The 21,314-nt window shown below is 71.3% G+C and carries 25 protein-coding genes; 14 read left to right on the top strand and 11 right to left on the bottom strand.

Features of this window, described 5'->3' with window-relative positions:
- On the bottom strand, positions 1 to 575 hold a 575-nt coding region (locus ACIBW9_RS34760), incomplete at its 3' end, for a maltotransferase domain-containing protein (RefSeq protein ID WP_398960999.1).
- A gap of 88 nt (positions 576 to 663) precedes the next feature.
- Positions 664 to 963, bottom strand: a complete 300-nt coding sequence (locus ACIBW9_RS34755) for a DUF5133 domain-containing protein (protein WP_389083363.1) — start codon at positions 961 to 963, stop codon at positions 664 to 666.
- Positions 964 to 1,277: 314 nt separating this feature from the next.
- Here ACIBW9_RS34755 and ACIBW9_RS34750 point away from each other — a divergent pair, with 314 nt between their 5' ends.
- Positions 1,278 to 1,790: a pep a2 gene (locus ACIBW9_RS34750; RefSeq protein ID WP_390697782.1), complete on the top strand. Its 513-nt coding sequence runs from the start codon at positions 1,278 to 1,280 to the stop codon at positions 1,788 to 1,790.
- A complete protein-coding gene (gene glgX, locus ACIBW9_RS34745; RefSeq protein ID WP_398960998.1) occupies positions 1,787 to 3,991 on the top strand; it encodes a glycogen debranching protein GlgX in 2,205 nt (734 codons plus the stop codon). The genes ACIBW9_RS34750 and glgX overlap by 4 nt, the downstream gene beginning before the upstream one ends.
- Positions 3,992 to 4,055: 64 nt before the next feature.
- On the opposite strand, the gene ACIBW9_RS34740 is transcribed toward glgX, so the two are convergent.
- Positions 4,056 to 4,859: a VOC family protein gene (locus ACIBW9_RS34740; RefSeq protein WP_398960997.1), complete on the bottom strand. Its 804-nt coding sequence runs from the start codon at positions 4,857 to 4,859 to the stop codon at positions 4,056 to 4,058.
- A 165-nt stretch (positions 4,860 to 5,024) separates the two neighbouring features.
- On the opposite strand from ACIBW9_RS34740, the gene ACIBW9_RS34735 reads away from it, so the two are divergent.
- The gene (locus ACIBW9_RS34735) at positions 5,025 to 5,360 is read left to right on the top strand and encodes an ANTAR domain-containing protein (protein WP_398960996.1); all 336 of its coding nucleotides are present in this window, start codon (positions 5,025 to 5,027) and stop codon (positions 5,358 to 5,360) included.
- Between the two features lie 37 nt (positions 5,361 to 5,397).
- Here ACIBW9_RS34735 and ACIBW9_RS34730 read toward each other — a convergent pair whose 3' ends face one another.
- Positions 5,398 to 6,192 (bottom strand): SigB/SigF/SigG family RNA polymerase sigma factor, encoded by a 795-nt coding sequence (locus tag ACIBW9_RS34730; protein WP_398960995.1) that lies wholly within the window; start codon positions 6,190 to 6,192, stop codon positions 5,398 to 5,400.
- A 237-nt stretch (positions 6,193 to 6,429) separates the two neighbouring features.
- On the opposite strand from ACIBW9_RS34730, the gene ACIBW9_RS34725 reads away from it, so the two are divergent.
- From ACIBW9_RS34725 to ACIBW9_RS34710, 4 genes are all read left to right on the top strand, one after another.
- Positions 6,430 to 6,882: a MarR family winged helix-turn-helix transcriptional regulator gene (locus tag ACIBW9_RS34725; RefSeq protein WP_398960994.1), complete on the top strand. Its 453-nt coding sequence runs from the start codon at positions 6,430 to 6,432 to the stop codon at positions 6,880 to 6,882.
- On the top strand, positions 6,879 to 7,739 hold the full coding sequence (locus tag ACIBW9_RS34720; protein WP_398960993.1) for an ATP-binding cassette domain-containing protein: 861 nt from the start codon (positions 6,879 to 6,881) through the stop codon (positions 7,737 to 7,739). Before ACIBW9_RS34725 ends, ACIBW9_RS34720 begins: the two co-directional genes overlap by 4 nt.
- Positions 7,699 to 8,559 carry an ABC transporter permease gene (locus ACIBW9_RS34715; RefSeq protein WP_398960992.1) on the top strand — a complete coding sequence of 287 codons (861 nt, stop codon included), beginning with the start codon at positions 7,699 to 7,701 and terminating at the stop codon, positions 8,557 to 8,559. The genes ACIBW9_RS34720 and ACIBW9_RS34715 overlap by 41 nt, the downstream gene beginning before the upstream one ends.
- A gap of 194 nt (positions 8,560 to 8,753) precedes the next feature.
- Positions 8,754 to 9,278 carry a hypothetical protein gene (locus tag ACIBW9_RS34710; protein WP_115912477.1) on the top strand — a complete coding sequence of 175 codons (525 nt, stop codon included), beginning with the start codon at positions 8,754 to 8,756 and terminating at the stop codon, positions 9,276 to 9,278.
- A 24-nt stretch (positions 9,279 to 9,302) separates the two neighbouring features.
- Here ACIBW9_RS34710 and hemC read toward each other — a convergent pair whose 3' ends face one another.
- Together hemC and ACIBW9_RS34700 are read right to left on the bottom strand one after the other, a co-directional pair.
- On the bottom strand, positions 9,303 to 10,238 hold the full coding sequence (gene hemC, locus ACIBW9_RS34705; protein WP_398960991.1) for a hydroxymethylbilane synthase: 936 nt from the start codon (positions 10,236 to 10,238) through the stop codon (positions 9,303 to 9,305).
- 62 nt (positions 10,239 to 10,300) lie between these two features.
- Positions 10,301 to 11,500, bottom strand: a complete 1,200-nt coding sequence (locus tag ACIBW9_RS34700) for an MFS transporter (protein WP_398960990.1) — start codon at positions 11,498 to 11,500, stop codon at positions 10,301 to 10,303.
- Positions 11,501 to 11,620: 120 nt separating this feature from the next.
- On the opposite strand from ACIBW9_RS34700, the gene ACIBW9_RS34695 reads away from it, so the two are divergent.
- From ACIBW9_RS34695 to ACIBW9_RS34685, 3 genes are all read left to right on the top strand, one after another.
- Positions 11,621 to 12,610: a DUF5937 family protein gene (locus tag ACIBW9_RS34695; protein WP_398960989.1), complete on the top strand. Its 990-nt coding sequence runs from the start codon at positions 11,621 to 11,623 to the stop codon at positions 12,608 to 12,610.
- Positions 12,611 to 12,731: 121 nt separating this feature from the next.
- Positions 12,732 to 13,622 carry an SDR family oxidoreductase gene (locus tag ACIBW9_RS34690; protein ID WP_398960988.1) on the top strand — a complete coding sequence of 297 codons (891 nt, stop codon included), beginning with the start codon at positions 12,732 to 12,734 and terminating at the stop codon, positions 13,620 to 13,622.
- A gap of 75 nt (positions 13,623 to 13,697) precedes the next feature.
- The gene (locus ACIBW9_RS34685; protein WP_398960987.1) at positions 13,698 to 13,871 is read left to right on the top strand and encodes a hypothetical protein; all 174 of its coding nucleotides are present in this window, start codon (positions 13,698 to 13,700) and stop codon (positions 13,869 to 13,871) included.
- Between the two features lie 9 nt (positions 13,872 to 13,880).
- On the opposite strand, the gene ACIBW9_RS34680 is transcribed toward ACIBW9_RS34685, so the two are convergent.
- The 4 genes from ACIBW9_RS34680 to ACIBW9_RS34665 all read right to left on the bottom strand — a co-directional run bounded on the left by ACIBW9_RS34680 (position 13,881) and on the right by ACIBW9_RS34665 (position 17,028).
- Positions 13,881 to 14,633, bottom strand: coding sequence for a GAF domain-containing protein (locus tag ACIBW9_RS34680; protein ID WP_398960986.1), 753 nt, complete (start codon positions 14,631 to 14,633; stop codon positions 13,881 to 13,883).
- Positions 14,633 to 15,466 carry a GAF and ANTAR domain-containing protein gene (locus ACIBW9_RS34675; protein ID WP_398960985.1) on the bottom strand — a complete coding sequence of 278 codons (834 nt, stop codon included), beginning with the start codon at positions 15,464 to 15,466 and terminating at the stop codon, positions 14,633 to 14,635. Before ACIBW9_RS34675 ends, ACIBW9_RS34680 begins: the two co-directional genes overlap by 1 nt.
- Positions 15,467 to 15,643: 177 nt before the next feature.
- On the bottom strand, positions 15,644 to 16,783 hold the full coding sequence (locus tag ACIBW9_RS34670; protein WP_398960984.1) for an aromatic acid exporter family protein: 1,140 nt from the start codon (positions 16,781 to 16,783) through the stop codon (positions 15,644 to 15,646).
- An 11-nt stretch (positions 16,784 to 16,794) separates the two neighbouring features.
- Entirely contained in the window at positions 16,795 to 17,028 is a 234-nt protein-coding gene (locus ACIBW9_RS34665; protein WP_398960983.1) for a DUF6480 family protein, read from the bottom strand.
- A gap of 135 nt (positions 17,029 to 17,163) precedes the next feature.
- On the opposite strand from ACIBW9_RS34665, the gene ACIBW9_RS34660 reads away from it, so the two are divergent.
- The 4 genes from ACIBW9_RS34660 (at position 17,164) to ACIBW9_RS34645 (ending at position 21,126) form a co-directional block, all read left to right on the top strand.
- Positions 17,164 to 19,335, top strand: coding sequence for a SpoIIE family protein phosphatase (locus tag ACIBW9_RS34660; RefSeq protein ID WP_398960982.1), 2,172 nt, complete (start codon positions 17,164 to 17,166; stop codon positions 19,333 to 19,335).
- Between the two features lie 62 nt (positions 19,336 to 19,397).
- Positions 19,398 to 20,099 (top strand): nucleotidyltransferase family protein, encoded by a 702-nt coding sequence (locus ACIBW9_RS34655; protein WP_398960981.1) that lies wholly within the window; start codon positions 19,398 to 19,400, stop codon positions 20,097 to 20,099.
- On the top strand, positions 20,096 to 20,377 hold the full coding sequence (locus ACIBW9_RS34650) for a BON domain-containing protein (RefSeq protein WP_398960980.1): 282 nt from the start codon (positions 20,096 to 20,098) through the stop codon (positions 20,375 to 20,377). The genes ACIBW9_RS34655 and ACIBW9_RS34650 overlap by 4 nt, the downstream gene beginning before the upstream one ends.
- Positions 20,374 to 21,126, top strand: coding sequence for a metallophosphoesterase (locus ACIBW9_RS34645; RefSeq protein ID WP_398960979.1), 753 nt, complete (start codon positions 20,374 to 20,376; stop codon positions 21,124 to 21,126). Before ACIBW9_RS34650 ends, ACIBW9_RS34645 begins: the two co-directional genes overlap by 4 nt.
- Here ACIBW9_RS34645 and ACIBW9_RS34640 read toward each other — a convergent pair.
- Positions 21,056 to 21,298 (bottom strand): hypothetical protein, encoded by a 243-nt coding sequence (locus tag ACIBW9_RS34640; RefSeq protein WP_398960978.1) that lies wholly within the window; start codon positions 21,296 to 21,298, stop codon positions 21,056 to 21,058. The genes ACIBW9_RS34645 and ACIBW9_RS34640 overlap by 71 nt on opposite strands.
- Positions 21,299 to 21,314 lie beyond the last annotated feature (16 nt).

Genomic DNA, 21,314 nt, shown 5'->3' with positions numbered 1-21,314 from the left:
AGCAGCGGCAGGGTCTGCGAGGCGGTGACGAACTCCCGCAGCGGATGGCGGGCCAGCACCGCGTCCACCTCCGGCGTCAACGCCGCCGCCAGACGGGTGGCGACCGGCAGCGAGTCGTCGCGCAAGGTCGCCGCCGCCGCCAGCACCGCGGCACGCCCCGGGCCCTCGGGCACACCGGCGGCCAGCTTCTCGTGCAGGTCGCCGCCCTCCTCCAGCACCAGTCCGGTGTCGATGCCGGCCGGGATCTTGATGCGGGCGGTGCGCCGCCACGTGGTCACCGGGTCGCTCCAGGCCTCCACCCGATACGTCCAGTGACCTTCGGAGGTGGGTGTGACCTCGGCGCCCCAGCGGTCGGAGCCGGGAGCCAGTTCCCGCATCGGCGTCCACGGGCCGTGCTGGCCCTCCGGATCGGTCAGGACGACATTGGCGGCGACCGCGTCATGGCCTTCCCGGAACACGGTGGCGGTGACCTCGAACGTCTCCCCGACGACCGCCTTGGCCGGGTGCTTTCCGCACTCCACCGCCGGGTGGACGTCCCGCACCGGGATGCGGCCGATGGCCGGAATCGAACTCATGGGTCTCACCTCCACCGTGCTGGAGACCGGGTCTTCGGCCCGGTCGAGGGATACAAACTGCGACATATGCGTTGAGCCGCAGGGAGGCCTACCTCCCTGCGGCGAAATGCTGTTGTGCCTGCGGGGGCCCGCGCCGCTCGGCCGCACCCGTTCGGGGCCGCTCGTTCTGCTCCCGGAGATAGGCGCCCAGGGTGGACCCCAGATAGCGCTCGGCGGCGTCCGCGGCCTCGCGGGCGCAGCGCTTGCCCATCAGCACGCACAGGGTGTAGCCCGAGTCCTCGAAGGTGGCGCGCACCGCGCGGTCGGCGGGGGACGCGAGCATGACGCGTTCCCAGGCCCGGTACCGCCGCAGTTGCCGGGCCACTTCGGCTTTGGCCGGTAGCAGCATGACGCCTTCTCTTTCTCCGGGGCTCGATCGCACGTCTCCCGACCGTCGGGCGGCCGCGCGTGGGCACGCACGGATCCGTTACGGGTATCGAGGTCTTCACATATGGTGCACGGGTGGCGACTCAGCGTCTTGTTGGATCTTCAACCATGTCTGACGGGCATCCCGCACGCCGGATGTGCTCGTGTTGCACGAATGGTCTAGCTCACCCAACCTTGAGGTGACTCAGAAGCGATCCACGCTCACGCTTCGCGTTCGGGGCTCGTCCCACAGGGGCGAGAAGGAGCGGGAGCTTCGCGGGTGAGGAGCCAACGAAGATGAAGACCGCAGTGCCCTGCTACTACCACCTCGATGTGGAAGTCAGCCCCGAACGGGTCGGACAGGTACGGCGCATCCTGGCCGCGCATCTCCGGCTCTGGGACCTCGAGACACTGGTCGAGCCCGTCACCAGCGGCGCCGAGCTGCTGCTGAAGGCCATCGACGAGCACGCCACGGACAAGAACACGTCGGTCGAGATGTGGTGGAACGGACAGCATCTGATCACCGCCGTGGGGGAGAACGACTGCGACCTGCGTCCCGACCAGGACCTGCGGGCCTGTCTGCAGCGGATCGCCGCGATGAGCGACGGCTGGGGCTGCTGCGCCACGGACACCGGCAGCAAGGTCATCTGGTTCTCGCAGCGGGCCAGGGCCGGCGAACGGGTGCCCCTGGTGCCCCTGGCGCCCGCGCCGAGCCTGCGCGAGGTGCTCCAGGTGCCCCGCGAGATGCCGGCCCTGGCTCTCGCCGGGCAGGTGCGCGAGCCGGACGGCATCCTGGAGGATGCCCGGTGACGGCGAAGCGCCGCCGCAAGCCAGGGGTGCCCGTCTGGAGCGGGCACCCCTACCCATTGGGTGCCTCCTACGACGGGAACGGCACCAACTTCGCGCTCTTCAGCGAGGTGGCCCAACGCGTCGAACTCGTCCTCGTCGACGACGGCGGTGAGCGCCGCGTCCCGGTCACCGAGGTCGACGGCTTCGTCTGGCACTGCTACCTGCCGGACATCGGGCCGGGACAGCGCTACGGCTACCGGGTGCACGGCCCGTGGCATCCGCAGCTGGGCCACCGCTGCAACCCGGCGAAACTCCTCCTCGACCCGTACACCAGGGCGGTCGACGGGCAGGTGGACAACCACGCCTCCCTCTTCGAGCGGGCCCCGCACGGCCGGTCCCGGTCGGACAGCGCCGGGCACACCATGCTCGGCGTGGTCACCGACCCGGCCTTCGACTGGGGCGACGACCGGCCGCCGCGGCAGCCGTACGCCGACAGCGTGATCTATGAGGCCCATGTTCGTGGTCTGACCCGCACCCACCCCGATGTCCCGCCCGAACTCCGCGGCACCTACGCCGGACTCGCTCACCCCGCGGTGCTCGAGCACCTGACGAAGCTGGGCGTGACCGCGGTGGAACTGATGCCGGTGCACCAGTACGTCCAGGACGGAGTGCTGCAGGGCCGCGGCCTGTCCAACTACTGGGGCTACAACACGATCGGCTTCTTCGCCCCGCACAACGCCTACGCCGCCCACGGCACCCGCGGCGGACAGGTCACCGAGTTCAAGTCGATGGTGAAGGCGCTGCACGCGGCCGGTCTCGAAGTCATCCTCGACGTCGTCTACAACCACACCGCCGAGGGCAACGAGAAGGGCCCCACGCTCTCCTTCCGCGGGATCGACAACGCCTCGTACTACCGTCTGGTGGACGGCGACTGGAGCCACTACTACGACACCACCGGCACCGGCAACAGCCTGCTGATGCGTCACCCCTACGTACTGCAGCTGATCATGGACTCGCTGCGGTACTGGGTCACCGACATGCACGTCGACGGCTTCCGCTTCGACCTCGCGGCCACACTGGCCCGGCAGTTCCACGAGGTGGACCGGCTGTCGGCGTTCTTCGACCTGATCCAGCAGGACCCGGTCATCAGCCGCGTCAAGCTGATCGCGGAGCCGTGGGACGTGGGGGAGGGCGGCTACCAGGTGGGGAACTTCCCGCCGCTGTGGTCGGAGTGGAACGGCAAGTACCGCGACGCCGTACGGGACTTCTGGCGCGGCGGCGAGCACACGCTCGGCGAGTTCGCCTCCCGGCTGACCGGCTCCGCGGACCTGTACGCGCACAGCCGGCGCCGCCCCCGGGCCAGCGTCAACTTCGTCACCGCGCACGACGGCTTCACCCTGCGCGACCTGGTCTCGTACAACGACAAGCACAACGAGGCCAACGGGGAGGGCAACCGGGACGGCGAGAGCGTCAACCGGTCCTGGAACTGCGGCGTCGAGGGCGACACCGACGACCCGGGCGTGCTGGAGCTGCGCGCCCGCCAGCAACGCAACTTCCTGGCCACCCTGCTGCTCTCGCAGGGCATCCCGATGATCGGCCACGGTGACGAACTCGGCCGCACCCAGCGCGGCAACAACAACGCCTACTGCCAGGACAACGAAATCTCCTGGGTCGACTGGGAGCTGACCGAGGAGCAGCGGGAACTCGCCGAGTTCACCCGGTACGTCATCGCTCTGCGGGCCGCCCACCCGGTGCTGCGCCGCCGCCGGTTCTTCCGCGGCGAGACCGCGACCGGTCCGCGCCGGCCGCTGCCGGACCTGGTGTGGCTGGCGCCGGACGCGCAGGAGATGACGGAGGAGGACTGGCAGCGCTCCGACGCCCACTCCGTGGCCGTGTTCCTGAACGGTGACGCCATCGCCGAACCCGACCCGTGCGGACGACCCGTCGTGGACGACTCGTTCCTGCTCCTGCTGAACAGCTACTGGGAGCCGGTGGAGTTCCGGCTGCCGGACGTCGCGTACGGCGAACGCTGGACGACCGTGATCGACACCGCCGAGCCGCACGGGCCGCCGGACGAGTCGGAGTACAAGGCGAACACCGGGCTCCTGGTCGAGCGCCGCAGCCTGGTGCTCCTGTCGAGACCCCGCCGTGCCCCAAAGGGGAGCGGGGCTGTATCGGCGTGCGGCTCCGCCGCGGGGCGCGACAAGTCACGACGGCGCTAGAAGGCGACCCACGACACCACGTGGCACTTCCGTAGTCGGCCGGCTGACCCGGCGGAGCGTCCCCTCAGCGCTCGCGGCGCGAGGTCACCGTGAACTGCGCGCCGTCGGCGTCGCGCAGCACGGCCTCGTCGCTGCCCTTCGACAGGACGCTGCCGCCGTGCACCTCGGCGGCCCGTACACAGGCCGTCACGTCCTCGACCGCGAAGTGGATCTGCCAGTGGGGCCGGATGGTGGGGTCGGGCGCCGCCCCCAGGGCCCCGGACTCGATGCGGGCCACGATGTCGCCCTGGCTGCGCAGCACCACCTCACCGCCCTCGTACTGGACCTCGCAGCAGCCGGGCCGCTCCGAGGCCCAGTCCAGCACCTCGCCGTAGAAGATCGCGGCGTCGAAGGCGTCGCGGGTGTGGAGTCTGATGAAGGCCGGGGCCGCGTGCCGCCACTTCTCCCAGTCGGCGATCAGCGCCCCCTCCCAGATCCCGAAGGTCGCCCCGTCCCGGTCGGCGAGCAGGGCCGCCCGCCCCGGCGGGAACGAGATCGGGCCGACCGCGGCCGTCCCGCCCCGTTCCTGGGCCCGCGCCACGGCCTCGTCCGCACTGGGCACGGCGAAGTACGGCGTCCACGCCACCGCCATCTGCCACATGTCGGCGACGGCGGCGATCCCGGCCACGGGCGTGCCGTCCACCATGGCCATCCGGAAGCGGTCCCCGAGCTTGGCGGAGCGCCACTCCCAGCCCAGCACCGCCCCGTAGAAGTCCTCGGTGGCGTCGACGTCGCGACTGGTCAGGCTCACCCAGCACGGCGCCCCGAACACGGAGGCCGAGGTGACGATGCGTGTCACGCCGCGTGGGCGTGAGGAGTCGTGGTTCATGGCAGTTGCGTCCTGGTCTCGTCGATCGGCGGCCACCGGTCCGGTACCAGTGTCCAACCGGGACCGCACGATGCGCCTGCCGAGTACCCCCTGAGGGGGGCCGAAACGGGTGCCGTGGCGGTTGCCGCCGGTGGCGGCGGGCCGGGTGAGTGCCACTATGGACGAGTGGCACAGGTACCGCATGAACCTGCCGACGAGACGGATCGCATCTTCGCGCTGCAGGAAGAAGTCGATCAGCTGAAGGAAGCCATCGTCTCGCACGCCGTCGTGGACCAGGCGATCGGGATGATGGTCGCGCTGGGCAGGGTGGCGCCGGACCAGGGATGGGCGGTGCTGAAGGACGTCTCCCAGCACACGAACATCAAGCTCCGCAATGTCGCCGAGCTCATTCTCATCTGGGGGCGCAACGGGGAGCTGCCCCCGGAGATCAAGGCCGAACTCGAGGACGCCCTGGACCGCCACGGCCCCACGCAGATCCCCGAGGCCCCACCGGAGCGGTGAGGCGACGGGACCCGCGTACGGCCGGGCGGCAGGGCGCTCAGCCGGTCTCCGCCAGGAGTTCCGCGCGCAGCTGGTCGAAGCAGCCGCTGAGCAGCCGGGAGACATGCATCTGTGAGATACCGAGCTGCTGGGCGATGCGGCTTTGCGTCATGCCTCCGAAGAAGCGGAGATACAGGATGGTGCGCTCGCGCTCCGGGAGCGCCTGCAGACAGGGCCTGACCGCCACGCGGTCGACGACGACGTCGTAGGCCGGGTCGGGGCCGCCGATCGCGTCCGTCAGGGCGTACCCGTCGGTGCCGGGCATCTCGGCGTCCAGTGACAGCGCGGTGAAGCACTCCAGGGCTTCCATCCCGGTGCGCACCTCGCCCTCGCTCAGATGCGCGTGCCGGGCGATCTCGGCGACGGTCGGTCTGCGCCCCGGGGTCGCCTGGGACAGTTCCTTCACGGCCTGCCGCACCCTGTTGCGCAGGTCCTGGACCCGGCGCGGCACATGCAGCGTCCACATGTGGTCGCGGAAGTGCCGCTTGATCTCACCGGTGATGGTCGGCACCGCGTACGCCTCGAAGGCGTGGCCGCGGGCGGGGTCGTAGTGGTCGACGGCCTTGACCAGTCCGAGGGCCGCGACCTGGTACAGGTCCTCCAGGGATTCTCCGCGCCCCTTGAACCGGACGGCGATCCGCTCGGCCATCGGCAGCCAGGCCTGGACCAGTTGGTCCCGAAGCTGCCTGCGTTGCGGCCCTTCGGACAGCCGCGCGAGCCGGGCGAAAGCCTCGGCGGTGTCGGGGGCATCGTCGTGCGGATGGGGTTTTGTGCTGGCGCTGGCGACACGCATGATGCGCACCTCCCTGAGGCGGTGCATGGGGGGACGGGCGCCATGGTAGATGCGGCTCGGACCTGCGGAGACATCCGGGGCCCGACCGGCTCCCACGGACGTGCCTCCTGTCCGAAGCACCAGGTACTGATGCCCGGAATCTGTGCATCACAAACAAATGCGGACATTAGGGGCGGCTGCTGTGTGCTTGACCGTTCCTTGGGTTCATTACCTCTGCTACAGAGATAATCTGCCGATGTGGAATCCGAAACCTTCCCGGACGAGCTGATCGACGCCCTCATCGGCGTCCAGCGGCTCGTCAGGCGCCGTCTGCGCCCGCAGATCGCCCCGCAGCTGCGCGGCGCCGAGGTGGAGCTGCTGCGCCTGGTCGTCACCCGGCCCGGCATCGGCATATCCGATGCCGCCAAGGAGCTGCACCTGGCGGGCAATTCGGTCTCGACGCTGGTCAACCAGCTCTCCCGGCAGGGCTATCTGGTCCGCCAGACCGACCCCGCCGACCGGCGCGCCGCCCGGCTGATGCCGACGCCCGCGGCCGAGGCCCGGCTCGCCGAATGGCGCAAGCGGCGCGCCGAACTCGTACGCGGCGGGCTGTCCCGTCTCGACGACACGGACCGGGAGGCACTGCGCACGGCGATCCCCGCCCTGCGCAGACTGGCCGACACCCTGCACGAGGAGGCCGAAAAGACATGACGCGGAACGCCGACACCGGGCAGGCCGAGGCCGTCACCTGCACCGGACTCGCCTACGCCTTCGGCGAGACGAACGCGGTCGACGGACTCGAACTGTCGGTGGCCGAGGGAGAGGTCTTCGGCCTGCTCGGACCCAACGGCGCCGGCAAGACGACCGCCATCCGCTGCATCACCACCCTGCTGCCGGTCCCCGCCGGAATGGTCCGCGTCTTCGGCCACGACGCGGCCAAGGACCGGATAGCCGTACGGCGCCTGCTGGGCTACGTCCCGCAGCAGCTGTCCGCCGACGCCGGACTCACCGGCCGCGAGAACGTCGCCCTGTTCGCCCGCGTCTTCGACGTGTCCCGCGCCGAACGCGCCGAACGCGTAGGCCAGGCCCTGGCGGCAGTCGGCCTCGCCGACGCCGCCGACCGGCTGGCCGGCACCTACTCCGGCGGCATGGTCCGCCGCCTCGAACTCGCGCAGGCGCTGGTCAGCGCCCCCCGGCTGCTGATCCTCGACGAGCCGACCATCGGCCTCGACCCGATAGCCCGCACCGGGGTCTGGGATCACATCAACGCCGTGCGCGCCGCCACCGGCATGACCGTGCTGGTGACCACCCACTACATGGACGAGGCCGACCAGTACTGCGACCGGGTCGCCCTGATGCACCGCGGCCGCATCCGGGCCCTCGGCACCCCGGAGGAACTCAGGGAAGGGCTCGGCGAGCGAAGGCGCGCCGAGGGCGCGGCGCCCACCGACGCGCTGCCCACCCTGGAGGACGTCTTCCGGGATGTCGCGGGCAGCGGACTCGACGACCAGGCAGGAGGTTTCCGCGATGTCCGAAGCACCCGCCGCACCGCGCACCGCGTCGGCTGAACCCACCCCCGCAGCCGCCATCGACCTGTTGCTGAAGCCGCCCCGGCCCCGCGCGGGCTGGCGGCTGCTGCCCGCCCGCGTGTTCGCGATGTGCGCCGTCGAACTGCAGAAGCTGCGCCACGACCGCACCGAGCTGTACACCCGCGCCGTGCAGCCCGCCCTGTGGCTGCTGATCTTCGGCCAGACCTTCACCCGCATCAAGGCGATCCCCACCGGCGGCATCCCCTACGTGGACTATCTGGCGCCCGGCATCATCGCCCAGTCCGCGATGTTCATCGCCATCTTCTACGGCATCCAGATCATCTGGGAGCGCGACGCCGGCATCCTGAACAAGCTGCTGGTCACGCCGACGCCGCGCTCGGCCCTGATCACCGGCAAGGCGTTCGCGGCCGGAGTGAAGTCATTGATCCAGGCCGTCGTCGTCATCCTCATCGCCGCGGTGCTCGGAGTGGCGCTGACCTGGAACCCGCTGAAGCTGCTCGGCGTCGGCGCGATCGTGGTGCTCGGATCCGCGTTCTTCTCCTGCCTGTCGATGAGCATCGCCGGCATCGTCCTCAACCGTGACCGCCTCATGGGCTTCGGGCAGGCCATCACGATGCCGCTGTTCTTCGGATCCAACGCCCTGTACCCGGTTTCGATCATGCCCGGCTGGCTCCAGGCCGTCAGCAAGGTCAACCCGCTGAGCTACCAGGTGGACGCCCTGCGCGGCCTCCTCCTCGGCACCCACGCGCACGTGGCCCTCGACTTCGCGGTGCTGCTCGTGGCCGGCGCACTCGGCATCACCGCGGCCTCCTCGCTCCTGGGCCGGCTGGCCCGCTGATCACCCCCTTGGGAACGTGATGTGCCCCACGCACATGTGCACGTCCGTGGGGCGTGTTCCGACCGTTGTTCCTGCGCACGGCTTGATCAGTGATCAAAGGGGGTGAATGCGCTGGCCACAGCGCATTCTGCTCATTTGACAGTGCCCTGAGCACACAGATAGGAAGCAGCTCTCTGAAGTCGATGAGGTGGACTGTGTACGAGCCGAACGTGGTCGGGGACTGGCAGGAGTACGACGAGCATGCCGGCCTGCGTGTCCGCGTCCACCGACTGGAAGCCGCCGAGCCCCCACGCGGACGCGACGACGCGGCGGCCGGGCTGACGTACTTCAGCCTCCGGGTCACCGTCGAGAACCGCGGCAGCCGCTCCTTCGGCATCCACCTCGAGGACGGCCAGATCGACGTGCGCCTGGGCCCCGACGGGGAGGCCGCGTTCATCGACTGGCGCAATTCGCAGTTCATCGAGGGCTTCGACGTCTACCCGCTGCGCCGGGCCACCGCCGTGCTGTACGCGGCCGGCCCGGACACCTGCCTGAGCCAGGTCGACGTGCAGATCCAGCTGCGCGTCGAGGAGGAGTGGACCGACCGCCGGCTGTGGACGGGCGGCATCGGCCTGCACGAGGAGCCCGTCGGCGCCCACACCTGCGGAAGCCGGGACGGCGGCCTAGCGCACCAGGTCAGCAACTTCCTCCGGGACCAGGCCGAAGAGGGCACCGCCTGACCCCGGCTCCGCGCGGCAGCCCGGTCAGTGCGGGATGCCGTCGATGATCTCGCGGGCACCCTGACGCAGCAGCGCCACGGCCACCGATGTTCCCAGGGTGGCCGGGTCGAGCCGTCCGGCCCATTCGTGGGCGTTCAGGCGGGTCTTGCCGTCCGGGGTGAACACACACGCCCGCAACGACAGTTCCCCACTGGCCTCCACGCGCGCGTACCCGGCGATCGGGCTGTTGCAGTGGCCCTGCAGAACGTGCAGGAACATCCGCTCCGCGGTGGCCTCCTGGTGCGTGTGCGGGTCGCCGAGTGCGCTGACCGCGTCGATGAGGTCGCGGTCGCCCTCACGGCACTGCAGGGCGAGGATGCCCGCACCGATGGACGGCATCACCGTGTCCGGCGACAGCACCTCGCTGATCACGTCCTGGCGTCCGATGCGTTCGAGACCGGCCGCCGCCAGCAGCAGCGCGTCCGCCTCGCCGGCCGCCAGCTTCGCCAGCCTGCGGTTGGCGTTGCCGCGGAACGGCACACACTTCAGGTGGGGGTGGGTGGCGGACAGCTGGGCCACCCGGCGTACCGCGGAGGTGCCGATGCGGGTGCCGGCCGGCAGCTCGTCCAGGGTGAGGCCGTCCGGGTGCACCAGGGCGTCACGGATGTCGTCCCGCTTCAGGAACGCGGCGAACGTCGTACCGGCCGGCAGCGGCCGGTCGGCGGGCACGTCCTTGAGGCAGTGCACGGCGAGATCGGCCTCGCCCGCCAGCAGCGCGGCATCCACCTCCTTGGTGAACGCCCCCTTGCCCTCCACCTGGGACAGGACGCCCATCCACTTGTCACCGGTCGTCTTCACCGGCACGACCTCGGTGCGTACGCCGGGATGCAGGACCGCCAACTCGGCGCGCACACGCTCCACTTGGGCCAGCGCCATGGGCGAGTCGCGGGAGACGATGCGGATCATTTCGGGGACGGACATGCGGCCACGATAGACCGTCGGCAGAGGGTCGTTGACCGCTACCGCCCCATTGGGGATCCGAATCACTCGGCAGGGACGACGGGTATGCGCACACCGGTCGACGAGTCCCGGGGCTGCGGCCGGACCAGCAACGCGAGCGCCCCCGCGGTGAGCAGCCCACCGACCGCAAAGGCCCCGCGCACTCCGACGACGGGCAGGAGAACGCCCCCCAGCAGCGACCCGGCGGCCACGCCCACGTTGAACGCGGCCGAGTTGACCGCCAGCGCCGACTCGGTACGGCCCGGCGCCACCCGCAGCACCTGGCTCTGCGTCGCCATGAAAACGGGCGCGACGGATCCGCCGAGCAGCATGAACAGCGCAACCGCCGCTACTTGACTGCTCCCGGCCGCACACAGGCCGAGCATGGCCGCCGCCTGAGTCCCCACCGGCACGGTGAGCGTGGCGCGCGGGAAACGGTCGAGGAGCGGCCCGGTGAGCGCGACACCGGCCAGGGCGGCCGCCCCGAACACGAACAGCACGCCCCCCACCGTGTCCTTGCCGAAGCCACTGACCTCGTCGAGGAAGGCGACGACATAGGTGAAGCCCGCGAACACCCCGGTCACCGACAGGGCGGTGGTCGCGACGACGACGAGAAACCGGCGCCGGTCCGGATCGGCGCCGTACGCCGCATGACTGTCCTGGGGGCGGGAGGCCGGCAGCAGGGCGGCAATGACGACGAGTGACACGAGCGCGAGCGCACCGAGCACGACGAACGGCGCCCGCCAGCCACTGTGTCCGCCCAGCCAGGTCCCGGCCGGCACGCCGAGCACCGTGGCCAGCGAACCGCCGACCGACAGCAGCCCCATCACGCGACCACGCCGTTCGGGCGGGAACAGGCCGACCGCGACCGGCCCCATCACCACCCAGAACGATGCCTGTGCCAACGCGGTGACCACCCGCGCCGCCAGCAGCAGCCCGTAGGAGACACTCCCCAGCGCCGACACCCAGCTGGCCGCCGCCAGCAGCCCCAGCAGCCCGGTCAGCAGGTACCGGCGCGGCACGGAGCGGGTGAGGCGTGCGGCCGGCAGCGACACCACGGCCACCGTCAGGCCGTATCCGGTGACCAGTGTGCCCACCGCACCGAGCGGCACCCGCAGATCGGCCGCCATGAGCGACAGCAGCCCCACGGGAAGGTTCTCGGCGGTGTTGAAGGTGAACGCCGCCAGCATCAGCGCCGTGACGACGGCGGCCCTGCGCCGCGCCGCGGGACGTACGCCGCCCATCCAGGTGACCTCCGGGGTGTCGGGAAACAGTCGGGCAAGCGTGCCGGGCGCGGCGTGGAGCTTCTACTGTTTCGATCCGGACCGAATCGGATCCGCCGGGAACCGCTCACGGAGGCCGTCTTGCCGCTGACCCTGCACCTGGGCGCCGACGATCTGACCCGCTGCCGGTTCGCGATCTCGCCGATGTGCCAGACGCACGAGGCCCTGCGCATGCTGCGCCGACCTGCCCGGCACGGCTACCACCAGGTCTGGCTGCGCCGACTTCGCCGTACACTCGCCGGGCTCGACCTGTCGCCCCTGTGGCTGTTCGTGCCCCGCGCCGGCGGTTACACCCCGGACTTCCTGGGCGCGCCTCCCGACGAGCCGTATCCCTCCATCGACGACGAACTGGCCCGGATGCGGGCCACCGACCCGGCGCTCGCCCGCGCGGAGATGGTCCGCTCGCTCGCCGGCACCCCGGGTCTCGCCGAGTCGCCGCAGGGCCGCGCCGCACTTGACGACCCCGCCCAGGCCGTGCGCCGCCTTGCCGACCTCACGGAACTCGCCTGGCACGCCCTGATCGCCCCGGACTGGCCGCGTCACCGTGCCGTCCTGGCGGCCGACATCGCCCATCGCTCACGGCAGGCGGCGGACGGCGGCCTCGACGCGCTGCTCGCCGGCCTGCACCCCGGCATCGGCTGGGCCGGCCACCGGCTCACCCTGCACATGTACACCGACCACGCGGACGCCCAACGCCCCGACGGACGAGGCATCCTGCTGATGCCCAGCGTCTTCGTCTGGCCGGACGTGGTGAGCGGCTTCGCCCGGCCCTGGCAGCCGACGGTCATCTACCCGGCCCGCGGGATGGGCCGCCTGCACGCCACCTCGGCCCCGCAGCCGCCCGCGGCCCTCGCCCGCCTCCTCGGTCAGCGGCGCGCCGCGCTGCTGGCCGATCTGAGGGTTCCCGCCTCCACCACGGAACTCGCCGCGCGGCACGGCCTGGCTCCCTCCACCGTGTCGTCCCACCTGGCGGCCCTGCACACGGCGGGACTGCTCGGTGCCCGGCGCCAGGGCTACTACGTGCTGTACGAGCGGACGGCTCTGGGGGACCGTCTCGCGGCAGGAGCGTAGGGCGATCCTGCCCGGGTCCGGCGACGGCGCCCGGGCGATCCCGCCCACCTCGGGCTTTTCGGCCGCCGTGCGACGGGAACCCGGTGGCCGTCCGGAACCGCCCCGAGGTCAGGAGGCAGACGTGGCCGATTCGCAGCACACGCAGCAGGATCCGACGACGCAGCACCCGCGCCCCGAGTTCCCGGCACAGGACCAGCCCCACCCGGGGTGGACCGGGCCCATGGACCCGCCGCCCGACCACGGGGAGAAGACCTATCGCGGCGCCGGCCGCCTCAAGGACCGCAGGACCGTCATCACCGGCGGCGACTCCGGCATCGGGCGAGCGGTCGCGCTGGCCTTCGCACGGGAGGGCGCCGATGTGCTCTTCACCTACCTGGAGGACGAGGCGGACGACGCGCGCGAGACGTCCCGGCTCGTCGAGGACGCCGGGCGCAAGGCGGTGGCCGTCGCCTGCGACATCCGGGAGGAGGACAACTGCCGTGCGCTGATCGAGCGGGCCGTCACGGAGTTCGGGCGCATCGACGTCCTGGTGAACAACGCGGCCTACCAGATGTCGCAGCCCGACGGCATCGAGGCGATCACGACCGAGCAGTTCGACCGGGTCATGCGCACCAACGTCTACGGCATGTTCTGGCTGACCAAGTTCGCCCTGCCGCACATCCCGAAGGGCGGCAGTGTCATCAACTCCACCTCGGTGCAGGCCTACAAGCCCAGTCCGCATCTGCTGGACTACGCGACGACCAAGGGCGCGATCGTGACCTTCACGCAGGGGCTGGCCCAGATGCTCGCCGAGCGCGGCATCCGCGTCAACGCCGTCGCGCCGGGCCCGGTGTGGACGCCTCTGATTCCCGCGACCCTGCCCGACACGGTGGAGTTCGGCAAACAAAGCCCGTTGGGGCGCCCGGCCCAGCCCGCCGAACTGGCCCCTGCCTACGTCTACCTGGCCTCCCAGGAGGCCGGCTTCGTCACAGCGGAGATCCTCAACGCCACCGGAGGCACCCCACTGCCCTAGAGGCCCCGTATGCGGGGCATGGCAGGCGCCGAAACGGGAACCCGCCCGGCCGTCCGGTACGAGGGAGTGGGAAGCATGCATCAGGAAGCGCATCGGCCGCAGCGCATGTCCGCTGTCCGAGCCCATGACGGCAGGGGACCGGACGCATCGGTGGTGGAGCGGTGGTCGCCCGTGGTGCGCAGCGTCATGACGGTGGCAGCCGCCGTCGTGGTCGTGGCCGCGCTGTGGGCGACGGCCGTGTCCCGCTGAGACGCCCTGTCAGCGAGGGGCGCTGAGCACGTCCGTCAAGGGCACCGTGCGCTGGACGAGACCGTGGGCGACCTCGGTGAGCCGGCGGCCGCTGCGGGTGGCCCAGCCGCCCAGGGCCGAGCGGGCGTCGGGCAGGGAGAGATCGCCGTACTCGGCGATCATGCCGGTGGCGATGTCGACGGTCGCCTTGGCGGCCACTGCCCGTTGGACGCTGCTGCTGACATCGGTGGGACGCAGCGGTTGCGGGCTCCAGTTAGCGGTTCGCGGGCTCCAGTTGACGAGGGCGACCGTGGTCACGTCGGCCAGAGCCTGAGCCAGGTGCAGATCGAGCGGGGACAGACTGCCCGGGGTGGTCAGAAGAAGGTTCAGGGCCCCCACCGTCTGGTGATGCACGCGCATGGGCAGCGCATGCGCGGCCCGGAATCCGTGCTCTCGGGCGTACGGGGCCACATGCGGCCAGCGGTGGGCGCTGTCGTCGAGGTCCGGAGCGTCGATGCGCTCGCTCTTGCGATAGCAGTCCACACAGGGACCTTCGTCGATCTGGAGCTGGAAGAACTCCGTGAGAGCGGCGCTCTGGTCGGTGGCGGCCATCAGGCGCAGCTCGCCGCGCCGTCCGGCGATCATGACCCCGACCGCGTCGGCCCCCACGAGGTCCAGGCAGTTCAGAGCCAGCCGATCGAGGAGCACGACGGGGTCGACGTCGTCTGCGAGGGAGTCGGCCAGCCCCACCAGCGCCTCGGCGAGCTGCTGTTCCCGGTTCATCACCGACCGCCCTCTCGTCCGTCGTCACCGGCGTCCCGCCGGCCGGCATCCTCGCCGCCGCCTTCGGTCTCGGACCCGAGCCGAAGCGTGCGCACGAGGATGTCATGCGCCACCTCGGTCACCGTCCGGCCCTGGGCGAAAGCCCGCGCGCGCATCCGGTCCAGAGCCTGTTCGGGGCCGAGATTCAGCTGCACCATCACCATGCCGACCGCTTGGTAGACCTCACTGTGGTCGGCCTCGGAAGCCTCCATCCACGACGCTACTCCTTCTTCGCTCGCCCGTTCGTCCGCGTCGTACCCCGCATGAAGGTTCATCAGGGCGAACGTGACGGCGTCCCGAGCCCACAGCGCGATCCGCAGGTCGCGCGAGGACAGCGCCCCGGGCGTGTGGCGATACAGGTCGAGCGTGCCGATCGTGGCCCCGCCCAGACCGAGCGGCAGCGAGAACACCGCCCGCACGCCCAGCTCGACGGCCTCGTGGGCGAAGACCGGCCAGCGACCGGCGTCCGGCGCCTTGGTCAGGTCGTCCGCGAGCACGGCCGCGGCGCGTTCGATCGCGGACTGGCAGGGGCCGTCCCCGAGCGTGTACTGCGCCTCCGCCAGTCGGGCCGCCGTGGAGTCGCTGGCACACCAGGTGGCACGCACCGTCGGACCGCTCGCGATGGACACGGATGCGCCGGTGACGGGCAGAAGTTCCACACAGGCGCGGCACAGCGCCTGGGGGACGTCGTCGGGACTGAGGCCCTTGGCCGCGGCCGCCAGCATCTCGGTGACCCGCGCGCGTTCCTCGGTCGCGGACGGCTCCCTGTCACCGCCGGCTCCGTCAACAGACATGATCCACCAGTACTCCAACGGATGGCACCGGGAGAACCGACACTGCCGGGTGTCACCGGGGCGGTCTCACACGTGCTCGGCCCGCAGGGCTGAGGCACACCCTCGCCGTACAGTGCCCGGTCTCGATGTCGTGCCGAACGAGTTCCCGTGCCCCCCTGCACAAAACTGCATGCCGTTTCAGACGTGGCCCCCGGGAGCCTCCTGCCGTGCCGACGCCTCGAGGTTTCCGGCCAGCCGCTGGGCCTGCAGGAGGAGGGCGCCGTAGGCCGAGGCCTCCTCGGGCTCGCCCCGGACGAGGTCCGGCAGCTGCCGGCGCAGGCCGTCCATCGTGGCGCGCATCTCCCGGACGGCCTGCCGCAGAGTTTCTTCCCGGCCCTGGCCGGCTCGGCCGTCCGCGGAGAGCCGCACGATCCGGGCCGCCTGGGCCAGGAAGTCGGCGTAGCCGCGGATCAGGGGCAGCCGGGACCAGTGCGCCTGCCGGTCCTGGGCGGCCGCCTCGTGCAGTGTGCGGGTGAGTTCCGTCGTGTGCACAGCGGCGTGGTCCAGCACGGCCGTCGCGTTCTCGTAGTCCTTGTTCGGCCGTGCCGAGGCGAGGGTGCGGCGGCGTACGTTGCCCCACAGGCTCTCCCGGCTCCAGCCGACGGCCGACCGGCACTGCGTCACGAGGTGCTGAAGGTGCAGGGCCTGCCGATGCCACGCTCGCGTCTCGTCGACGTCCCACTGCCCGTCGACGAGACGGCCGCCTGCCGTTTCGAGGAGCCTGCCCGTCTCCTGTGCGGCTTCATGGATCGCGGCGTGCGCGTTGCGCAGGTAGACGGGTGGCCGGATCAGTGCGTTGACGGTGATGCCGACCGCCGCTCCGAACACGGCCTCGCCGATCCGGGCGGCGCACCCCATCAGACTGACCTGCGTATCGGTGAGCACGAAGAGTGCGCCGGTGGCGGTGTATATCCCCTGCCGTCCGAGCCGCGACCACGAACTGAGGAGCACCACCACGGGGAGGACGAGACCCATGGCGCCGATCCTGTTGTGCATCAGCAGCACCAGCAGCGTGGCCATGACGGTCCCCGAGGCGATCGCCGCCAGTTGCTGCAGGGCATGGGCGACGGACTGGTAGACCGTCGACTCGACGAGCAGGATCGCCACCCACGGCGCCACGAAGGCCATGGGTGCCTGCAGCCACCAGCCCACCACCGCCCAGGACGCCCAGGCGGCGAAGGCGGCCTTCAGTGCCTGCGCGGCGAGGTCCCGTTCTCTGCCCGGTTGTTTCCATGCGCGTTGTACGGCCCGTGCTGCGCCGTGCATCTTCCTGGACAACGTGAGAACGATCAAAGGATGAGGGCCAGGGCGAAGGCGAGGAAGAACGCCGCCACGAGGACGGTCACCACGAGGATCACCGCCAGTGGCCCCTTGGCCCAGCCCTTGGTGGGGTTGTGGACTTCGCGCGGACCGGCCTCGGGCAGGCTGCTCTCCGCAGGAGGCGTTTCGCCCGGTGGCACACCGCCCCCGGGTTCCAGCCCCGTCGTACGTTCGGGCTCGGGATCAGGGTTTGTGAAAGTCATGGCGTCCGAGTCCCCTGAGCTGATCGGGATATCACCAAAACGGGACGATCTGGCTCTCCGTCCCGCACCCGCCGGCCGCCCCCTGCTTTGGGTGGATCTGCCTGGGAACCCGTCGGATGTTCGACAGGAGGTGCCGTGACCCAGAGCGACGCTACGGCGGATGTCGCACCCGAGTCGGTGGACCTGGCGCTGCTGGACCTGGTCCGGGACTGCGGGGCGTCCCGGGGCCTGCTCTACGTCCTGCCTCGCAACGGTGATGCCCTGTGGCTGGTGGCGTTGACGGGCGCTCCCCGTGAAATGGCCGTGCCATGGACCCGGGTGGGCGTGGCGGACTCCCTTCCGGTGGCGGACGCCGTGCGGTCCGGCCGTCTGGTGTGGATCGGCGACATGGAGGACATGGCCCGCCGCTACCCGCGCACCTCACTCGTTCTGCCGTACGCCTTCGCGCTGGCGGCCGCGCCCCTCGCCGCCCGGGGCTCGGTCGTCGGCGGGCTGGTGCTGCTGTGGCCGGCCGCTCATCCGCCGCGGCTCAGCGGCGCCGAGCGCGCGGTCATCGATGCCGGCTGCCGGCGACTGGGCCGTCTGCTGCACGACGCGGCGGACTGCAACGCCCTGCCCGCGCCGGGTGAACCGCGGATCCTGCCCCACCCTTCCCGCGCCCTTGCCCTACGAGCCGAGGGCAGCGAACAGGCGGCGTTCATCGCCCGGCTGCCGGGCGGTGCCTGCGCCCTGGACGACACCGGACGGTTCACCTTCGTCACCCCCGAGGCGGCACGCCTGCTCGGCGCCGACGCCGACACCCTGCTGGGCGCCCTGCCCTGGGAAGCGCTGCCGTGGATGGATGTCCCCGAGATCGAGGACTGCTACCGGTCGACGATGGTGAGTGAACGGCCCACCACCTTCAGCGCAGTGCGCCCCCCGGACACCCGGCTCGCCTTCGCGCTCTACCCGGACCCGTCCGGCATCAGCGTGCGGATCACCCGCAGTGACTCCCGCGACGAACTGGCGTCCAGCGCGGCGGGCTCCCACAGTGCCCCCGCCCACACCGACGGCACCGCCGAACCCGACGCGCGCGGACCGAGCCGGGCCGGCTCCCTGTACCACCTGATGCACATGGCCGCCACGCTCACCGAGGCCCTCGGCGTCCAGGACGTCGTCGACCAGGCCGCCGACCAGCTGATGCCCGCCCTCGGCGCCACGGCCATGGCCGTCATGGCGCCACGGGGTGGCAGGCTGAGAATCCTCGGCCACCGCGGCTACGAGGCCGAGCTCATGGAACGTTTCGACCACCTGCCCCTCAACGCCGACACGCCCGCCGTGCGCGTGATGGAGACCGGCAGCCCGCACTTCTTCCGGGGCTTCGACGAACTGAGACGGTCGTATCCCGAAGCCGTCCACTTCGACGACAAGACGTCCTGGGCGTTTCTCCCCCTGATCGCCTCCGGCCGGGCCGTCGGCTCGCTCGTCCTCGCCTACGACCGCCCCCGGCACTTCCCGCCCACCGAGCGGGCGGTGATCACCGCGCTGGCCGGCCTGGTCGGCCAGGCTCTCGAACGGGGCCGCCTCTACGACACCCAGTTCGCCGTGGCCCACCAGCTCCAGGCCGCGCTGCTGCCCCGGCACCTGCCCTCCCTGCCCGGGCTGCATGTCGCCGCCCGCTACCGGCCGGCCGGCCACGGCGTAGCGGTGGGCGGTGACTTCTACGACCTGATCCGACTGAACGACACCACCGTCGCCGCCGCGATCGGTGACGTCCAGGGACACGACATCGACGCGGCGGCCCTGATGGGACAGGTCCGCACCGCCGTGCACAGCCAGGCGGCGGCCGGGGCCTCCCCGGGGGACGTACTCGGGCGGACCAACCGGCTGCTCGTCGGCCTGGACCCCGGCCGGTTCGCCAGCTGCCTCTACGCCCACCTGGATCTGGGCCGCCACGGCCTGTGCCTGGCCAGTGCCGGCCACCCGCCCGCCGTGCTGCGCCATGCCGACGGCCACACCGAGGTCCTCAGTCCGCCACCCGGACTGCTCCTCGGCATCGACGACCAGGCCGACTACCTGGCCGCCGAGTTCCCCCTGCACCCCGGCTGCGTCCTCGTCCTGTACACGGACGGACTCATCGAACGGCCCGGCGTCGACCTGGACGACGCCGTCAGCACGCTCGCCGGACTCATCGCACGCACCGATCCCGAAGACCCCGACGCCATGGCCGACACGCTCGTGCGTCACGCCTCCGACCCCGCCGACGACGTGGCGCTGCTCATCCTCCACCTCGACGGGGCCACGCCCGACCAGGCCGGAGACGACTGAAACCGTGTCGCCCCGGCGGCCCGTGGGTACCCGGACGTACCACCATCGCGAAGGGAGCGCCCATGGTGCACGACGCGCACGGCGCGGCCCGCGCCGAAGACTCGGGCCCCACCGGCCTGCGCCTCGCCCCGGGGCAGTCCTCACCCACGCCGGGGCCGGACGAGGACCTGCCCCGTGACCGTACCCAGGCGATCCTGGAGGCGACCAAACAGGTTGCCGCCCTTCTCAAGCAGAAGGAGCACAGATTCGCCCTGGCCGGAAGCGTGGCGGCCTACGGCCATGGTGTCAGTGGAAGGCTGCAGCACGACGTCGACTTCTGCGTCCTTCGCGAGGACGCCGATGCCGTGGCGGCCACGTTGCGCGAGGGCGGTCTCACCGTCCACCATGCCCCGGAGGACTGGCTGCTCAAGGCGCGCTGCCTCGGCCAGAGCGTCGACATCATCTTCGAACTGGCAGACCGCCCCGTCACCGCGGAACTGCTCGCACGCGCCTGGGAGTTGCCCGTCGACTCGGTCCGCATGCCGGTGCTGTCGCCGACGGACCTGCTGGTGAGTCTCCTCAAGGCCTTCTCGGAACATCACTGCGACTTCGGGGCCGTACTGCCGATCGCCCGCTCGCTGCGGGAGAAGGTCGACTGGCAGGAAGTACGGCGAACCTGCGGCGACCGGCCCATGCCCGCAGCCTTCCTGTTCCTCCTGGAGCGCCTGGACGTGATCGACGCCGAGTCGGGACAGCGAGCCGAATCCCCCAAGGAACAGCCATGAGCGAGCACACGGTCCGGCCCTCCTCGGGCGCACCGGCGGGCCTCGACTACCGGGTCGCCCACCTGACCGAACGGTTCGCGACCGGTCTGCCCGGCGAACTGGGTGTACGGGCCGAACTGCGCGGCGAGGCCGTTCTGCTCACCGGCACGGTCCCCTCGGCCCGGTGCCGTGAGGACATCATGCGCATCGCCCGCGAGGCCTTCCCGGACGTGCCGCTGCACTGCGACATCGTCACGGCGCGCACGACCCCGCCCGACGACGCGGAGGACCTCGCATGACCAGGGTGGCAGCCGTAGGGGACATCCACCTGGGGGCGGAGAGCCACGGTGTGCTCCGCCCCGCGTTCGAGACGCTGCCCGAATGCGCGGATCTCCTGCTGCTGGCCGGCGACCTCACCCGCCACGGCACACCGGAGGAGGCTCTGGTCGTCGCCAAGGAGGTCGAGGACCTCGCGGTGCCGGTCGTCGCGGTCCTCGGCAACCACGACCACCACGGCGGATGCCCGGACGAGGTGACCGCCGTCCTCGAGGACTCCGGCGTACGGGTCCTGGAAGGGCGGTCCACCGTGGTGACCAGCGGCGACACCCGTGTCGGCATCGCCGGGACCAAAGGGTTCGGGGGCGGGTTCGCGGGCAGGTGCGCGGGGGAGTTCGGCGAGCCCGTCATGAAGGAGTTCGTCAGGTACTCCCGCCGGTGCGCGGACGGCCTGCGGGCCGGGCTGCGGGAACTGGCCCGGGCGGAGTGCGACGTGCGGATCGCACTGACCCACTTCTCACCCGTGCCTGACACGCTCGCGGGCGAGCCGCTGGAGATCTATCCGTTCCTCGGCAGCTATCTGCTGGCCGAGGCGATCGACGACGAGGGCGCCGACCTCGCCGTCCACGGACACGCCCATTCCGGCACCGAACACGGGATGACCAGCGGCGGAGTGCAGGTGCGGAACGTGGCACAGCCGGTCATCGGGCGGGCGTTCCACGTGTACAACCTCCCGGCGCGGGAAGCGAACCGGTCGGCGGAGCACGCCTGAGCCGCTTGGCATACCGCACTCCGGCGGGCTGACCAGCGGGATCATCACCTCCTGCTGCGGCCGGACCCCGGTGGCGGCGACATCGAACCCACGCGGTGAAGAGCGCCTCGGCCTGCGCCGGGCAGAGCCGCTCGTGCAGCAGCGCCAGCCGCACCCCGCGCAGTCCGAGCATCGGGTTCGTCTCGCGC

Origin of the sequence: Streptomyces sp. NPDC049541 (assembly GCF_044465725.1) — a bacterium.
GTDB lineage: Bacteria > Actinomycetota > Actinomycetes > Streptomycetales > Streptomycetaceae > Streptomyces.
This window is presented reverse-complemented; position numbering and strand designations above follow the sequence as displayed.

Coding starts and splice junctions, on each gene's coding strand:
- ACIBW9_RS34715 (WP_398960992.1), top strand. CDS start 7,699: ATGTCCGAAGCACCCGCCGCACCGCGCACCGCGTCGGCTGAACCCACC.
- ACIBW9_RS34755 (WP_389083363.1), bottom strand. CDS start 963: ATGCTGCTACCGGCCAAAGCCGAAGTGGCCCGGCAACTGCGGCGGTAC.
- ACIBW9_RS34655 (WP_398960981.1), top strand. CDS start 19,398: ATGGTGCACGACGCGCACGGCGCGGCCCGCGCCGAAGACTCGGGCCCC.
- ACIBW9_RS34730 (WP_398960995.1), bottom strand. CDS start 6,192: ATGCGTGTCGCCAGCGCCAGCACAAAACCCCATCCGCACGACGATGCC.
- ACIBW9_RS34675 (WP_398960985.1), bottom strand. CDS start 15,466: ATGTCTGTTGACGGAGCCGGCGGTGACAGGGAGCCGTCCGCGACCGAG.
- ACIBW9_RS34685 (WP_398960987.1), top strand. CDS start 13,698: ATGCATCAGGAAGCGCATCGGCCGCAGCGCATGTCCGCTGTCCGAGCC.
- ACIBW9_RS34680 (WP_398960986.1), bottom strand. CDS start 14,633: ATGAACCGGGAACAGCAGCTCGCCGAGGCGCTGGTGGGGCTGGCCGAC.
- ACIBW9_RS34640 (WP_398960978.1), bottom strand. CDS start 21,298: ATGCTCGGACTGCGCGGGGTGCGGCTGGCGCTGCTGCACGAGCGGCTC.
- ACIBW9_RS34700 (WP_398960990.1), bottom strand. CDS start 11,500: ATGGGCGGCGTACGTCCCGCGGCGCGGCGCAGGGCCGCCGTCGTCACG.
- hemC (WP_398960991.1), bottom strand. CDS start 10,238: ATGTCCGTCCCCGAAATGATCCGCATCGTCTCCCGCGACTCGCCCATG.
- ACIBW9_RS34645 (WP_398960979.1), top strand. CDS start 20,374: ATGACCAGGGTGGCAGCCGTAGGGGACATCCACCTGGGGGCGGAGAGC.
- ACIBW9_RS34750 (WP_390697782.1), top strand. CDS start 1,278: ATGAAGACCGCAGTGCCCTGCTACTACCACCTCGATGTGGAAGTCAGC.
- ACIBW9_RS34665 (WP_398960983.1), bottom strand. CDS start 17,028: ATGACTTTCACAAACCCTGATCCCGAGCCCGAACGTACGACGGGGCTG.
- ACIBW9_RS34720 (WP_398960993.1), top strand. CDS start 6,879: ATGACGCGGAACGCCGACACCGGGCAGGCCGAGGCCGTCACCTGCACC.
- ACIBW9_RS34740 (WP_398960997.1), bottom strand. CDS start 4,859: ATGAACCACGACTCCTCACGCCCACGCGGCGTGACACGCATCGTCACC.
- ACIBW9_RS34650 (WP_398960980.1), top strand. CDS start 20,096: ATGAGCGAGCACACGGTCCGGCCCTCCTCGGGCGCACCGGCGGGCCTC.